At 34.4% G+C, this 16,023-nt stretch carries 15 protein-coding genes; 6 read left to right on the top strand and 9 right to left on the bottom strand.

Translation table 11 applies throughout. The features are described from left to right. Positions 1–25: 25 nt before the first annotated feature. The 5 genes from C3729_RS07390 to C3729_RS07410 all read right to left on the bottom strand — a co-directional run bounded on the left by C3729_RS07390 (position 26) and on the right by C3729_RS07410 (position 3,491). Positions 26–367: a hypothetical protein gene (locus C3729_RS07390; protein WP_104793556.1), complete on the bottom strand. Its 342-nt coding sequence runs from the start codon at positions 365–367 to the stop codon at positions 26–28. A gap of 203 nt (positions 368–570) precedes the next feature. After that, positions 571–1,272 carry a transglutaminase-like domain-containing protein gene (locus C3729_RS07395; protein ID WP_104793557.1) on the bottom strand — a complete coding sequence of 234 codons (702 nt, stop codon included), beginning with the start codon at positions 1,270–1,272 and terminating at the stop codon, positions 571–573. Between the two features lie 103 nt (positions 1,273–1,375). Continuing rightward, on the bottom strand, positions 1,376–2,104 hold the full coding sequence (locus tag C3729_RS07400) for a helix-turn-helix domain-containing protein (RefSeq protein ID WP_104793558.1): 729 nt from the start codon (positions 2,102–2,104) through the stop codon (positions 1,376–1,378). Positions 2,105–2,276: 172 nt separating this feature from the next. After that, positions 2,277–2,858 carry an NAD(P)H-dependent oxidoreductase gene (locus C3729_RS07405; protein WP_104793559.1) on the bottom strand — a complete coding sequence of 194 codons (582 nt, stop codon included), beginning with the start codon at positions 2,856–2,858 and terminating at the stop codon, positions 2,277–2,279. 66 nt (positions 2,859–2,924) lie between these two features. After that, positions 2,925–3,491 carry a Crp/Fnr family transcriptional regulator gene (locus tag C3729_RS07410; RefSeq protein WP_104793560.1) on the bottom strand — a complete coding sequence of 189 codons (567 nt, stop codon included), beginning with the start codon at positions 3,489–3,491 and terminating at the stop codon, positions 2,925–2,927. 340 nt (positions 3,492–3,831) lie between these two features. On the opposite strand from C3729_RS07410, the gene C3729_RS07415 reads away from it, so the two are divergent. From C3729_RS07415 to C3729_RS13275, 6 genes are all read left to right on the top strand, one after another. Next, positions 3,832–4,293 (top strand): transcriptional regulator, encoded by a 462-nt coding sequence (locus C3729_RS07415; RefSeq protein ID WP_104793561.1) that lies wholly within the window; start codon positions 3,832–3,834, stop codon positions 4,291–4,293. A gap of 21 nt (positions 4,294–4,314) precedes the next feature. Continuing rightward, on the top strand, positions 4,315–5,499 hold the full coding sequence (locus C3729_RS07420) for an efflux RND transporter periplasmic adaptor subunit (protein ID WP_104793633.1): 1,185 nt from the start codon (positions 4,315–4,317) through the stop codon (positions 5,497–5,499). Then, positions 5,499–8,642: an efflux RND transporter permease subunit gene (locus C3729_RS07425; protein WP_104793562.1), complete on the top strand. Its 3,144-nt coding sequence runs from the start codon at positions 5,499–5,501 to the stop codon at positions 8,640–8,642. The genes C3729_RS07420 and C3729_RS07425 overlap by 1 nt, the downstream gene beginning before the upstream one ends. A gap of 16 nt (positions 8,643–8,658) precedes the next feature. After that, the gene (locus C3729_RS07430) at positions 8,659–10,065 is read left to right on the top strand and encodes a TolC family protein (protein ID WP_104793563.1); all 1,407 of its coding nucleotides are present in this window, start codon (positions 8,659–8,661) and stop codon (positions 10,063–10,065) included. A gap of 149 nt (positions 10,066–10,214) precedes the next feature. Continuing rightward, positions 10,215–10,817 (top strand): Crp/Fnr family transcriptional regulator, encoded by a 603-nt coding sequence (locus C3729_RS07435; RefSeq protein ID WP_104793564.1) that lies wholly within the window; start codon positions 10,215–10,217, stop codon positions 10,815–10,817. Positions 10,818–10,870: 53 nt separating this feature from the next. After that, positions 10,871–12,079, top strand: a complete 1,209-nt coding sequence (locus C3729_RS13275; protein ID WP_185117731.1) for a hypothetical protein — start codon at positions 10,871–10,873, stop codon at positions 12,077–12,079. A 224-nt stretch (positions 12,080–12,303) separates the two neighbouring features. Here the strand turns inward: C3729_RS13275 and C3729_RS07445 are convergent, their stop codons facing one another. The 4 genes from C3729_RS07445 to C3729_RS07460 form a co-directional block, all read right to left on the bottom strand. Continuing rightward, positions 12,304–13,122 (bottom strand): alpha/beta hydrolase, encoded by an 819-nt coding sequence (locus C3729_RS07445; protein ID WP_104793565.1) that lies wholly within the window; start codon positions 13,120–13,122, stop codon positions 12,304–12,306. A gap of 560 nt (positions 13,123–13,682) precedes the next feature. After that, complete coding sequence (locus C3729_RS07450) at positions 13,683–14,231, bottom strand: fasciclin domain-containing protein (protein ID WP_104793566.1); 549 nt, start codon at positions 14,229–14,231, stop codon at positions 13,683–13,685. Positions 14,232–14,414: 183 nt separating this feature from the next. Then, positions 14,415–15,182 (bottom strand): ABC transporter permease subunit, encoded by a 768-nt coding sequence (locus C3729_RS07455; RefSeq protein ID WP_104793567.1) that lies wholly within the window; start codon positions 15,180–15,182, stop codon positions 14,415–14,417. Continuing rightward, positions 15,179–15,892 (bottom strand): ABC transporter ATP-binding protein, encoded by a 714-nt coding sequence (locus tag C3729_RS07460; protein ID WP_069796451.1) that lies wholly within the window; start codon positions 15,890–15,892, stop codon positions 15,179–15,181. The genes C3729_RS07455 and C3729_RS07460 overlap by 4 nt, the downstream gene beginning before the upstream one ends. Between the last annotated feature and the right edge of the window lie 131 nt (positions 15,893–16,023).

The raw sequence follows: 16,023 nt of genomic DNA on the forward strand, positions 1-16,023 counted from the left end.
TGCTGTTGTTCGTTCGGCATTATTATTAAATAATTTTACCAATAAATTCAATAATTTTTGGAATGTTATCATAAAGCCCTTTCGCTACCATCGATGAAGTTACATTACCAACCCATTTTAATACTTTGCTTTTTAATGAATTTTTATCACCACTATTTTCCTGAATAATTTCATTTAATTCATTTATTTCTGCATCTTCAATACAATAACTTTTTAACTCTTCTTTGTTTTCTTTTGAAAGTTGTTTGTCGGATATAACTAATTTTGAAATTTCTGAATCTGTCATTTCAGTGTCAAATATTCCAACGTTTCCGCTTTCGGGATTTGAAGATGAAATTTTAGTTTCAGTTATTGAGGAGTTATTCATTTTAAGACCTGATATACCAACAGTTTTTCTATCATTGTTGTCTTTTTTTTGTTTGCTTATAAATGTTGATTGTTAAATATTAATTTATAATTTAAGAAAAGGTTCTTGGTTAAGACGTGTCTCTAATGCTGACAAATAACAGTTCTGCGGATTTGCGAAGTACCGAGAAGGAGGTTTACTTCCGTTCTAGGGATTTTACAAATTTAAGAACGATTTCTAATAGTAGCTACATTTTTGTTCATAATATTTCTTACAAACTTTTGAAAAATAAATTTTTTGAAAAAACTCATTTGTTGTTGATGTTTTGCATAAAAATCGTCGGGAGTATCAAAAATTCCAAGGTCCTGATTAATGCCTTTGTCTTGAATGTAAGTATGGTTAAGATTCCACTCTATAGGTGGGTTTTTTAAATCATCTGTATAAGCTCCATAACCGCAAAATGAAGTTGTACAATCTTGATTTTTTTGTTGGAGCTGGCTTAAATAAGCCTTGTCTAGAATAACACCTTCCATAGAGTACCATTTCTCCTCAACAAAGACTTCTACCCAACTATGCAAAATATTTTTGGGAGAAAGTAAATACCAGACACCAGTGATAGCACCTTTTTGTAGAGCTTTGTCTATGGTGAACCCATGAATGCGATTAGGAATACCCACTGCCCGCAAAAGCGCCATAAGTAAAGTAGCCTTGGTGTTGCATTGTCCATATCCATCTTGTAATACTTGCGTGGCAGAGATGTCATCAGATATATTGTAACCAAACTGTATGTCATCTCTTACAAAGTTATAAATTGTTTTTACCCTTTCTACAGGAGGTAAAGCCAACCAATTTTTACTTTTGATGAATGATTGAATTGAAGGTGAGGAATAATTTAGAATAGAAGTTTCTTTTAAATAAGCTTTCATAATAAGAGGTGTTTAAGAGATTTAATCATTTGAATATTTTACCATGTAATCATTTACACTGCAAAATTCAGAATCCTCAAAGTCTTAAAATTGTATAAACTGGCTATTTTTTAGAAACAAAAAATTTAGGTGAAAAGCCAAAGGTTTCTTTGAAAGTTCTGGTATAATGGGAACTGTCTGTAAAACCAAACGCATGAGCTGTATGGGTGATAGAATGGTGAGCCAAAAATGGTAAAGATTTGATGGTCTTATTCCACAGTTGATATCTTCTAAAATTAAGTTGAGTTTTTTCTTTGAATAAATGTAAAAAACGAGGAGGAGAGAGATGACAAAACGCTGCTGCCGCTTCCAAACTTAGTATTTCATCAAAGTGATGTTCCAGTAAAGAAAGCGTTTTTATGATCCTATCATCTTGAACATGGTTTTCATTTTCGCAAAGACAGGAGTATTCTCGGAGAATATCTGAAATAGATTGTGCTATTTCTTCTTGAGGAAGATCGGTAGTGTACTGTTTTAATAAATTTTGAAAGAGAAGCGTAATGGGATCTGGCAAAATAGAAAATTCTGATCTATCAAGAATCAAAAATAATTGGTGTCCAATACTGCTGAGAGGATTTATCAGTAAAGTTATTTGTAGACCTTCACATTGCAATTGGTGCTCTACTTTTGAATTGATGAGAAAAGCCTGACCCAAAATTTCATCCTTTCCTTTTACTTGAAGTCGCAATGAAGAATGAAAAGAAACACTCACCTGCAATGCATAATGCTTGTGAGTGATATTTTCTTGTAATGAACCAATAAAAAATCCAAAATTTTGACCAAAGTAAAACATAAAGACTTGGAGAAAAAGTTAATATCTCATTCATTAACAGTAAACAAAGCGTTTTTCTTCTTAATGAAATCAAAATTATTGTGAAATAAAATCCAAAGAAACAAAATTTATTCTACATGAAAAAGATAGTGTATCCTTAAGCTTCATTATGCTGTACAATACCATGAGGAGGTTATTTTAATTTTTTCCCGAGGTGTTCTATCTTTTCAAGCCATTTTTTTCGAACGTTAAAATCTGAAGTTTTTACAATTCCTAAGTAAGTAACCTTTACTGGAGATATTCCACAGAATTCTAAAGTAGATTTTTTTAATTGATTCACACTGGGTCTACCATAAACCAAACGATAGTACCAACTAGGTTGATCCAAGGTTGTGATAATATGAGCCGTTTTGCCTTTCAGTAATTTGTCCCACTGGATAGAATTTTCTCGATATTGAAAAGCCATACCTGGCAAAAATAGACGGTCTATAAATCCTTTCATAATGGCAGGTAAACCACCCCACCATACTGGATGTACCCAAACCAGATGTTCTGCCCATTGTATGGCTTCCCAAGCTGCGATAAGATCTGGTTCTAATGGCGTTCTTTTTTGATAACCAAATTCTAAATTTGGATTAAATTTTAATTCTGAAACTACAAGATGTTTTACCTCAGCCCCAACCGAACGTGCCCCATTTTCATAAGCAGTGGCAACTCCGAAATTAAATGAACCTTCATTAGGATGCCCATTAATAATCAATACTTTTTTTCCCATTTTTTGCTTGATATAAATTGAAAGGCAAAATTAAGAGTACGGCGATTACTTTTGTAGGACATTTGTCTAAAAAGTAATTTCTTTTCTAATTCTGCTTAAATGTCTTTGGGTAATGCCTAAATATGATGCCAAGTATTGCAATGGAATTTGCTGAATATATTCGGGATGATTGGTAAGTAAATCCATATATTTTTCTTTAGCACTTGTTTTTTGGAGTTGAAAAATTCTTTTTTCAAGTGCGATATATTGCTCTTCTGCAATCGTTTTTAGGAATTTGGTCCAATGATGACTTTGGGCTTCTAATTCCAAAATGAGGTTCTTAGGAAAAACCAAAAGTTCTACAGGAGTAATCGCTTGTATGTTTTCTTGAGTTGCTTCTCCAGTAATAAAGGAAGAATAAGCAGTGATAACATGCTGAGGAAAATGAATGCAATACGTAACTTCTTCTCCACTGGGTGTGGTGTAAAAAGAACGTAAGGAACCGCTGACGATAAATCCTACTTCTTTACAAATTTCATTTTCTTTCATGAAAAAATCCAATTTGTTTAAACTCCTTTTGACTGAAAGCTCTTCAATTTGGTTAATTTCTTCTTCATTAAATAGATGATATGAATTAAAATAAGTTCGGATCATGAGATTCTGGTTTATAATGGAAAAGCAAAAATATTCTTAAAAAGTATTTTACAAAACGAAATGAATAAAAAATTGCTTTCTAAAATTTTTTAATTTTCTAAACAAAAAATAAATATTCATTAATTCTATAAAACAATCCATAACTCATAACCCATAATTCATAACTCATAACTCATAATTCATAACTCATAACTCATAACTCATAATTCATAACTCATAATTCATAATTCATAACCCATAACTTCATCACCTACACACCAAAAAAATTGATAAAATCTATCTACTTTAGTTCGTTTAGTTCTGAACTAATTGGTAAATTAGCGCCTCAATTCATTTCTAAATGAAAAATAGCCTACAAATAGAGCCTCAAGTATATCAAGAATTAGTAGATTTCTATGGTCAACTCTTTGATATGCCACCACTTTCTGCAAAAATTTACGCTTACCTTGCTTTCGACTTCGAAAGAAAAGGATTATGCTTTGATGAATTGGTAGAAACTTTCTGTGCGAGCAAAAGTTCAATCTCTGCTAGCATTAATTTTTTGCTCAATGCAGAACTCATTAAATCACTCAATAAAATCGATGAAAGAAAGCGGTATTTCCTCATTAATGAAGGATTTATCAACATCAGATTCGAAGAAATTGTAACGCGAATGAAACGAGAGATAAAAATTTTAGACCAATTAAGTGAGTTTAGAAGAACTCGCGTAGACAATGTTGAGTATGACAAACGTTATATATTGTACAAATCACTGTTAGAAAAAAACATTGCCAATATTCAGGAAACATTAGACAAATTATAAATTATGAAAAAATTGAATCATATGAAAAATATTTTTTTGCTCCTCATCTTATCACTACTGTCAGTCATTTCTTGTAAAAAACAAGAAGAGAAAAAAGACGGTCCAAAACCTTATCCCGTAATCAGTGTAGAAACCAGAAACGTAACAGGATATGATGTCTATCCTGCTGCGATAAAAGGAGTGGTAAATAATGATGTTCGTGCAAAAATTCAAGGATATATTACTCAGGTTTTAGTAGATGAAGGTCAATATGTAACCGCTGGTCAACCGCTCTTCAGACTAGAAACCAACATGCTAAGCGAAAATGCAGATGCAGCTAAATCTGGAATTACTGCGGCACAAGCCAATGTTTCTGCGGCGAGAGCAGCCGTAAATGCTGCGCAAGTAGAAGTAAATAAATTAAAACCTCTCGTTGAAAAAAATATCATCAGCAATGTACAATTGCAGACGGCTTTAGCAAATTTAGCTAGAGCACAAGCACAATTGTCACAAGCAGTGGCTTCTCAGCAACAAGCATCTGCCAATTATAAATCAGTACAGGCGAATATCAATTATTCCATCATCAGAGCACCTATTTCAGGAATTGTAGGAAAACTACCACTGAAAGTTGGAAGTTTAGTTGGCCCTTCGGATGCTACACCATTGACTACCATTTCAGATACCCGTTCTGTATATGCATATTTCTCAATGAATGAAAAAGAATATTTAGATTTCTTAGAAAAATCTTACGGAGCTACTGTTCCTGAGAAAATCAAAAATCTTCCCAACGTAGAACTGGAATTAGCCAACGGAAGTCTGTATCCAGAAAAAGGAAGAATAGAAGTGGTAACAGGTCAGATTGACCCAGCTACAGGAACCATTCAGTTCAGAGTAGGTTTTCCTAATCCTTCTAAATTGCTCACCAACGGAAACAGTGGAGCCATCAGATTTCCTAAATTCTATGACAATACTTTAGTGGTTCCAGAAAGTGCTACCTATGAACAGCAAGGCATGGTCTATCTTTTCAAAGTAGAAAAAGATACCGCTAAAAATACAGTGATTGAAGTTCAGGACAGAATTAATAACATGGTCATCATTAAATCTGGTGTAAACAAAGGTGACAAAGTAGTGGCAGCAGGAATTGGCGGACTAAAACCAGGAACGGCAATTATTCCAAAACCTGCAAAATTTGATAGCATTGTACAATCTATAAAACCGCTTTTCTAATGATAAAGAATTTCATCAACAGACCGGTTTTATCAACCGTAATTTCTATTCTCATCGTTATTTTAGGGGTGCTGGGATTGATGGCTTTACCCGTGACTCAATATCCAGATATCGCACCTCCTACAGTAAGCGTATCGGCAAATTATACAGGAGCCAATGCAGAAACGGTGATGAAAAGTGTAGTAGTGCCTTTAGAAGAACAAATCAACGGGGTAGAAGGAATGAGCTACATCACTTCTTCTGCAGGAAATGATGGTTCGGCGAATATTCAGATATTTTTTAAACAAGGAGTAAACCCAGATATTGCTGCAGTAAACGTGCAGAATAGAGTAGCCAGAGCTACACCACTTTTGCCAAGTGAAGTAACGCGTTCTGGAGTGGTAACACAAAAACAACAGACCAGTGCGCTGATGTACCTCTCTTTTTACTCAGAAAATAAAAAAATAGATGATGTTTATCTTCAGAATTATTTGAATATCAATGTTATTCCAAACATCAAAAGGATTAATGGAGTAGGTGATGCCAACGTAATGGGTGGGAAAAATTATTCCATGAGAATTTGGCTAGACCCCAATAAACTAGCAGCATATGGACTGAATCCTACAGATGTTACCGCTGCAATAAACGAACAGAGTAGAGAAGCGGCAGCAGGTTCTATCGGACAAAACAGTGGAAGTTCTTTTGAATACATCATCAAATACGTTGGGAAATACAACAGCAAAGAACAGTATGATAACATCATCATTAAATCTTTAGGAAACGGACAAAACCTAATGCTGAAAGATGTGGCTAAAGTAGAATTGGCCGCACAATCTTATACAGGAAGAGGAGAAAACGGAAATTCTCCAGCCATAAGTATGGGGATTTTCCAAACGCCGGGTTCTAATGCACAAGACATCATCAATGATATCAAAGCTTACCTAAAAACAGCCGAAAGCGACTTCCCAGAAGGAATTCACTACACCGTAAACTTTGACACCAATGAATTTCTGGATGCCTCTATCGAAAAAGTAGTCCATACTTTAATTGAAGCGTTTATCTTGGTATTCATCGTAGTATTTATTTTCTTGCAAGATTTCCGTTCTACATTGATTCCGGCAATTGCAGTTCCCGTATCGATTATAGGGGCGTTTTTCTTCCTGAATTTTCTAGGATATTCCTTGAATTTATTGACGCTTTTTGCCTTGGTATTAGCGATTGGTATTGTGGTAGATGATGCCATCGTAGTAGTAGAAGCAGTACACGCCAAAATGGAACACGGCATCAGCGATGCCAAAAAAGCAACCGTAGAAGCCATGCACGAAATTACAGGGGCAATTATCTCGATTACTTTGGTAATGGCTGCCGTTTTCATTCCCGTGACTTTTATTGAAGGACCTACCGGTGTATTCTATAAACAGTTCGGGATTACCTTAATCGTGGCGATTTTAATCTCAGCAATCAACGCATTAACATTGAGTCCAGTGTTGTGTTCTTTATTTTTGAAGCCTCAACATCACGATAAAGAATACGAAGAAAAAACCACCATGGGAAAATTCTTCCACAGATTTAATGCAGGCTTCAAAGCATCTACAGACCGTTATGGGAGAGCTTTTGTATATCTTATCAGACACAAGAAAGTGACCGTTATTATTTTTGCCATTACCATGGGAATTTTATGGTGGGCAAATGCTTCCATGAAAAAAGGTTTCGTTCCGAATGAAGACCGTGGAATCATCTTTACAGATGTTCAACTTCCTGCAGGAGCTTCCATGGAAAGAACGTATAATGCTTTGAAAGCGATTCAACAAAAAGCCTTACAAATTCCAGGAGTGAAAAACGTAACCATTTCTACAGGAAGAGGTTTCTTATCAGGAAACGGAAGCAATAATGGTTTGGCGTTCATCAGACTAAAACCTTTTGAAGAAAGAACCAGTGACGACGAAAAAATAGAAAACATTACCAAAAAACTCTTCGGAATGGCAGCTACGGTTCCAGATGCGAAAGTAGTGTTCTTCCAGCCGCCTTCTGTTCCAGGTTTTGGGAGTAGTGCAGGTTTTGAAGCGGTTTTACTGGATAAATCGGGTGGTGATTATGCTGATTTAGACAAAGTAACGCAAGAATTCATTGGAAAATTAATAGAAAGACCCGAAATTGAATTTGCGCAGACTTCTTTTAATACCAAGTATCCTCAATATCAAATGTCGATTAATGTTCCCGTTGCAGAGCAATCTGGCGTTTCGGTGACGGATATTTTAAATACCATGCAAGGTTACATCGGTGGAATTTATGCAGCAGATTTTACCAAATATGGAAAACAGTTTAGAGTAATGGTGCAAGCGTTACCAGATGCTAGAAAATCTCCTGAAAGTTTAAATGCCTTATACGTAAAAACCAAATCTGGAGTAATGGCGCCGATTTCTCAGTTTGTAACCTTAGAAAAAACCTATGGGCCGCAATCAGTAAGCCGTTACAACTTATTCACTTCCGTGAAAATTACAGGGTCTAATGCACCGGGTTACAGTACTGGAGACGCAATTAGAGCAGTACAAGAAGTGGCAGAAGGTGGACTCAACCAAAACTACGAAGTAGAATTTACAGGTTTGTCAAGAGAAGAATTAGCTTCTGGCTCTCAAACGTTGTTGATATTCCTCTTAAGTTTGGTATTTGTATATTTTATTTTAGCAGCGCAATATGAAAGTTATATCTTACCGCTAATTGTGATTATTTCCCTTCCATTAGGAGTAATGGGAGCGTTTTTAGGTCAAAAATTAGCAGGCTTAGAAAACAACATTTACTTCCAGATTGCCTTAATCATGTTGGTAGGTTTATTGGCTAAAAATGCCATTCTAATTGTAGAATTTGCCGTTCAAAGACGTCACCACGGCGAAACCTTAGTCATGTCTGCCATCAATGCAGCTAAAGCGAGATTAAGACCGATTTTAATGACTTCTTTTGCGTTTATTTTTGGTTTATTGCCTCTGATTTTCGCAACAGGAATAGGTGCGGTAGGAAACCGTTCGATTGCAACGGGTGCTGCAGTAGGTTTATTGATAGGTACATTTTTAGGATTGGTGGTAATTCCTGTATTATTCGTGATTTTCCAATATTTACAAGAAAAAATCACGCCGCCTAAAAAATTGGAAATAAATCTGTCTGAATAATTTAAAAACGAAGTTTATGAAAATAACAATCCATAAAATCATTCTTATATTTTTCGTAAGTTTTTTGGTGGTGTCTTGTCACACAAGACAGAATTACCAAAGAGCTAACGATGTGGTAGACGAAAAGCTTTTCAGAACAGATGCCTTGCCAAAAGACAGTCTAAGCATGGCAAATCTCTCTTGGAAAGAAATTTTTACCGATGCTGTTTTGCAAAAACACATCGCCAAAGCTTTAGAGAATAATCTAGACATCAGAATCGCTTTGCAAAATATTGCGAGTGCAGAAGCCTATCTAAAACAGTCAAAAGCAGCGTATCAACCTACCATTTCTGTGGGACCTGATTATTCTTTTAATACTTCTTCGCTCAATACACAGTTCGGACAAATTGTGGGAGAAAGAAGATACATCAATCAATTTGATATTACTGCAAATCTTGGTTGGGAACTCGACCTTTGGGGAAAACTAAAAGGGCAAGAAAAAGCGCAATATGCAGCATATCTGAGTTCTGTTGCAGCGCATCAAAATGTAAAAAGCAATTTGGTGGCTTCTATTGCCACGGCGTATTATCAACTGTTGACTTTTGATGAACAGAAGAAAATTTTCAGAAATACCATAGAAATTCGCAAAAAGAATTTAGAAACCACCAAAGCATTAAAAGAAGCAGGAATTGTTTCGGAAGTAGCGGTTCAACAAAGCGAAGCATTGGTGTATAACGCCGAAGCTTCTTTAGTGACTTTAGACGTTCAGATTCAGATGTTAGAAAATACCATTTCTTTATTAATGGGTGAAACTTCTCACGAAATCGAAAGAACAGCACTCAGCACTCAGAATTTTTCGCTCAATACGGATTTAGGTTATCCAAGTGCTCTTTTAGCGAATCGTGCTGATGTGAAACAGGCAGAATTTAACCTCATCAATGCTTTTGAACTCACCAATGCTGCAAAAGCACAATTTTACCCTAGTCTTAAAATTACAGGAAGTACTGGAGTACAATCTGTAGATATTGACAAGTTATTTAGTGCCAATTCTGTTTTTGCCAATGTTTTGGTAGGTTTGGCTCAACCGATTTTGAACAAAAGACAAATCAGAACCAATTACGAAGTAAGTTTGGCCAATCAGGAAAGAGCTTATCTGAATTTCAGGAAAACCATTCTGAATGCGGGAAATGAAGTTTCAGATGCGTTAAAAATGTACAATGCGCAAGACCAATTCATCGCTTTTAAGAAAAAAGAATTATCAGCGTATGATAAATCCGTAGAGTTTTCTCAGGAACTGGTGAATTACGGAATGGCAAATTATTTAGAAGTGTTGAATGCCAACGTAAATAAATTGAATGCCGAAATTAATATTGCCAATGCTCAATATACCAAATTACAAGCAGGAGTAGAATTATACCGTGCGTTAGGTGGCGGTTGGAGATAGAAAATGTTTTAAAATTTTGTTAAAAAGGCGTTCAATTTTAAGAATTGAGCGCTTTTTTATCTTAAAATAAGACCGTAACGGTCTTTTTAAAATTATTGAGTAAAGGTCATTTATATTTTGTAAATTGCAGAAAGTTAAAATGGTTTGAGATGAGTTTTATTATAGATCAAGAATTTAGTTTTAACACAAATGCTGAGTTAAAAAAATACAAAAAAGACGACCTTATTCACAGTGAAGGAAGTCATTCGCATTCGTTTTATTATTTGGTAAAAGGAGAACTTTCTGTCTTTCATTTTACCGAAGAAGGAAAAGAATTTTTGCAACACAAAGTGTTTGACCAAAGTTTTTTCGGGGAACCAGCTGTTCTGTTAGGGAGGCCTTTTCCGGGGAATGTAGTGGTGACTTCAGAATGTGCAGAAATTTACAAAATCAACAAAGATAATTTCCTCAATTATCTGAAACAAAAACCAGATTTACTCATAGAATTTACCAAGTCTATTGCCGAAAAATCCATCAGCAAAAGTAATTCTATTAAAAATATTGTGTTTCTGAATCCTGAGAACAGAATTTTCAGCCAACTCTGCGATTATAAAAAGCAAAAAAGCTGTGGCGAAGAAAAAATTCTAATAGACATTACCCGAAAAGAACTTTCGAATATGACGGGACTCAGAACCGAAACCATCATTAGAACCGTAAAAAAAATGGAAAGAGATGGCAAGTTAGAAATTAGAAATGGTAAAATTTATTTCTAGTCGCTGTGATTACAGTCATAGAATTAGCGTTTTAATTTCTCTAATTTTAGGGCATGAAAAATCAAGCATTCTTACTTAAGTTTTCTGTTTTCAGTTTTGTAATCGTTGCGATTTTAGGCGTATTGATGCGCTATAAAATTGCCTTTTCTTTGCCTTTTGTAGAACAAAAACATCTGCAAGAAGCGCATTCTCATTTTGCTTTTTACGGCTACATCACTTCGTGTATTTACATTTTAGTAGCGCAATATCTAAGCAAAACCGTAGAAGGAATTCACTTGAAAAAATACCAAATATTAATTGGGGTTAATTTTTTCGCTTCTTACGGAATTCTGTTGAGTTTTCTCTATGCAGGATATTTTTGGCTGTCCATCATTTTTTCCACCATCGCTTTGCTGAATAGTTTTGTGTACTATTTTTTCTTGTACAGAGACCTTAAAAACCATCGGGAAAATTCCAAAATTTGGTTTTTAGCAGCTTTTTTCTTTGCCGTATTGTCATCATTAGGCGTTTTTACATTGAGTTATATGATGGCGACTAAAAATTTGGTACAGGAATTATATTTAGCGTCTACCTATTTTTATCTGCATTTTCAGTACAACGGATTTTTTATTTTTTCATGTTTAGGATTGCTCTTTTATCACCTCAAAGAAAAAGGAATTTTAATCAGTTCAACAGAAAACAAAATGATATTTTGGTTGTTGTTCATTGGCTGTTTCATTGGCTTCGGTTTATCGGTTTTATGGTTGAAACTGCCTGTTTTCATCTATTTGGTAATCGTTTTGGCAACACTTGTTCAAACTCATGGCGCTTTTGTGTTTTTTAAATGGATAAAAAATCAATGGCCAAAGATAAAAACCACTACCAATGCTTTACAGAGATTTGTTTTCATCTATGTAGGCTTTGCTTTTGCGGTGAAAATATTCTTGCAGTTGGGTTCAGTAATTCCTGCGGTTTCTCAATTTGCGTTCGGTTTTAGAAACGTGGTCATTGCTTATTTACACTTGATTTTATTGATGTGCGTTGCGACTTTTTTATTGAGTCAAGTGATTCAAAATTTTAAAACAAGCCCAAGATTAAATGCTGGATTAAAATATTTTCTGTTGAGCGTTTTTCTGAATGAATTTTTATTGGGATTAATGGGCATTTTCTCGATAAAATATGTGGCGATTCCTTTTGCCAATGAATTTTTATTCGGAATTTCTGTACTCATTTTAATTTCCATACTAATCATTTTCAACACCTTAAAGGAAAAAAACAATTAAATCCCTTACTTTTTTATAAATCCAAAAAAGGTTTACTGAATTTCAGTAAGCCTTTTTGTTGTTTTTAGAATTTGGAAAACTGTAGTTTTTATCTCGTTTCGGTGGCTGAGCTTGTCAAAGCTATAGTGTAAAAAAATCCGAAGTTTCAATCTTCGGAGTTTTATATCTTTTTAAAAATAATGAAAAGATTGTGAAATAATTATTAAGATTGCTTCTATAGCTTTTTACTCTGTTTTATTTAATGTCCAAATAATTGCTTTTTCTTTTGTAGCTCTGAAAATAATAGTATGTTTTTCTTTTGGTTCATCGGAAAATTTCCATTTTAGATTAGCTTTATTTTCTTTTTTTAAGATGTTTGCTAATTCTTTTGTGAAAGGCGAAATGTCTTTTGCATTTGAACCAGCAAACCAAACTCGTTTTTCGTTTGATGGAAATTTAGATAAATGTTCTTTTGCTGTTCTTACTAAATAATGATTATTCCACCATAATGAAGGATCAAAAGCAATATAATGGTCAAACATTTGAGGTGTTAAAAAGAAGGTTTCCATTACAAATAAACCTGATGCAGATTCTCCAATGATGCTTTTTTCATTTGTAGTTCTATATCGTTTGTTAATTTCAGGAAAAAGTTCATCATTAATAAATGCTCTAAATTTTTCTGAACCACCAACAACTGCTGCGATTTCTTTGTCTTTTTCAATTTCTGTAAAACCTGTTAAATCCCTTCTTCTTTCAGTATTTTCAATTCCTACTAGAATTAAAGGTTTTATTTTCTTATCTTTTATAAGTTTGGCCAATGTATTAGCAATGTGAGGAAAGTCTTCTTTTATCCCACCGTCTGCCATATACATCACAGCTAATGAATCCTTATCATTCTTGTAGTTTGGAGGTGTCCAAACATTAATTATTCTTTCTTCACCCACTTTTTTGGATTGAATTTTAAAGGTTTCGTATTCTGGAATGGGGTCGGTGGGTTGAGATACGTTTGAACAACTTGCAAGTGCAATGATGATGAAAAGTAATTGGTTGTAAATGAATTTCATATTTTCAATTTAATCAGTTATTGTTTTTTTTGGTGTCATCTATTCTTATAGAGTAATCTAAAACAAATATAAACAAAACTAAGGAAAACAGTAATTTTTATCTCGGTGGCTGAGCCTGTCGAAGCCACAGTAGAGAAAAAAGACTTTTCAATATTAAAATATAAAATAATTTTCCACCTCGGTGACTGAGCGTCGTCGAAGTCAGGGTCGGGGAAAAGAAAATTATTTCCATCAATCATTCTGTTGAAACGTTTTTAAATATAAAATAGAACGAAAGGACAGAAAATCTCTTGTACATTACAAATCGAGTTGAATTTGATGTCCTAGGAAACCGCAAGCGTTAAAAAAATGTATAACCTTTTCGTTAAAAAAAGTCTGCTGTTTAAGCTCGGCATTCTGCCGAGTGAGTTTCAGAGTTTTTAGAAAAGGTTATACATTTTTAGCTGAGGATTTCCAGACTTGAACTTTTGGTTCTTTTGGTTCAAGCCAAAAGAACATATAATAAAAAAAGACTTACTAAAAATCAGTAAGCCTTTTGTTGTGAAAAACCTATTTAATAATTATTGTGGTAAAATAACACCATCTACTACGTGTACAATTCCGTTAGATGCAGGAACGGTAGCAATAATATTTACCGTTCCATTGATGGTAGGTTTACCATTCACCATTTTAATAGTAATATTTTTACCGTCTACCATGCCTAATGATTGACCGTCAGTCATTTGTTCTGTTTTAATCACTCCTACATAAGTGTGGTGTCCTAAAATGTCACCCAATTTACTATTGTTTTCAGGTTTTAATAAATCATCTACTGTTCCAGCAGGTAATTTATCAAAAGCAGCATTTACAGGCGCAAAAACAGTAAATGGACCTGCATTACTGAGTGAAGTAGTGAGTCCCGCTGCTTCTACTGCGGTAACAAGGGTAGAAAGATCTTTATTTCCTGCCGCTAATTTTACAATGGTAGGTGCAGAATCTTCGTCTACTACAGCTTCTTGACCACCAGCTACAGCTTCTGTAGAGGTTGAGGTTTCAGTGGTAGCCTCGGTTTTGTTGCATGAGATAAGTCCTAGAGCAACACAAGAAAGGATTAGAAATGTCTTTTTCATATTTTTATAAAATTTTAAATAAAATTACGAGCAAACCCAGTCATGCTTTTATGATTGTAATCATAAAATAAAGGCTTGAAAACGTGAGATTTATCAGAGAATTGAAAAAGAGCTAAATTGATATTTTAAAAAAAAATCTTCCCAAAAGAGGGAAGATCTACAAAAAAACACAAATGATGAAAATTATAAATCTTTCTTATTAAATTTGATATAAGAGAGCAGAAAAGGGACTGCAATCCAAATGAAGAGAATCACCATAGAAATTCCCATTCCGCCGCCTGAACCAAAAATATCTTTAAAAACTGCTCCAGAATAGCCGAGCATCGCTGAAATATTGAGTTGCAAGAGCACGAAAATTCGAGCAAGACCAATAGGATTTATCGCTGCTAAAGTCGCCATGATTCCTTCTATGGGATAATCCGAAAATTGGAACATGAGAACCAATAAAATGCCGTCATAAATAATAGCAAAAAACAACCAAACAAAAATCGAAATGCCTATTCCTTTCGCACGGTCTCTACTGACGATAGAAGACAGCATGGCAAAAGCCGTGAAAATAACCGAAAGCATTACTCCAATGATAATAAGCGAAAACCCTGTTTCTATAGAAGAATAAAGTAAAATAGGAACGCCACAACCAAGCAAATACGCCAGAATCAATGCGGAGGAAAGCCCGATAAAAATATTCAACCAAATTTTACCTCTTGCAATCGGTTGACTGAGCAATAATTCTATAAACTGACTGCTGTTATAGACGTAAATCGTAGAAAAAATAATGCTCACAAGTGGAACCACCAATAAAACAATATTGAGCAAACTCAGAGTAGCTTTGGTATAATTGCTGTCTAATCCCAATACTGACCATGAAATAACAAAGAGGAGTAGGGTATACAACAAGACGATTTTATTCTTTAAAATGTCGAAAAAGATGAATTTTGCGATATTGTTCATGGCTTCATTTCCTTTAAAATACTGATGATACTTTCTGAGATTTTCTCGGTTTTTCTTTCCGTCATTAATTCTTCTACAGATTGGTGAACAATGACTTTTCCTTCATTCATAAAAACAATTTCACTCACAATATCATCCAATTCGCTTAAGAGGTGAGAGGTGATAATGATGAGTTTTCCTTTGTTTTTCTCCTTGATGATTTTATTTTTTAAAATTTCAGAAGCAAGTGGGTCCAAACCTGCCGTAGGTTCATCTAAAATAATAATTCCAGGATTGAATAAAAAAGCCAAAACTGCACTTACTTTTTGGGTAGTTCCCCCAGAAAGTGTGCGCATTTTTTTGTCGAAAATACTTTCCAGTTCGAAAGCTTCTAAAAGTTCAGTATCTAATTCGTTTTCAGAGACTTTTCGGGTATCTTTAATCATCTGAATGGTTTGTGCGATGGTCATATTTTCAGGATATCGACCAATTTGAGGCATGTAACCAATATTTTTTCGGTAGAGATAATGTTCTTTTACACTTTCATTATTGACCAAAATATCGCCATCTTCTACTACATTTAATCCGAGAATACATTTAATAAGGGTAGTTTTTCCGCATCCATTGGGACCAATGAGTGCTACAGAATGCCCATCATTAAAGCGAATATTCACCTGATTAAGCGCAGTGAACTTATTGAATTTTTTGGTTAAATTTTTTATTTCAATCATAACTTTTTATAAAAATAATTTTTAAAATCACAAAACGGTGCACCAATTCACCATTCATCCTTCACCATTTTACAACTCCACGATTTTACGACTTCACAACTTCACAACTTTACAACTTTACAACTTTACGA

It is taken from the genome of Cloacibacterium normanense, from assembly GCF_002943105.1.
Classification (GTDB): domain Bacteria; phylum Bacteroidota; class Bacteroidia; order Flavobacteriales; family Weeksellaceae; genus Cloacibacterium.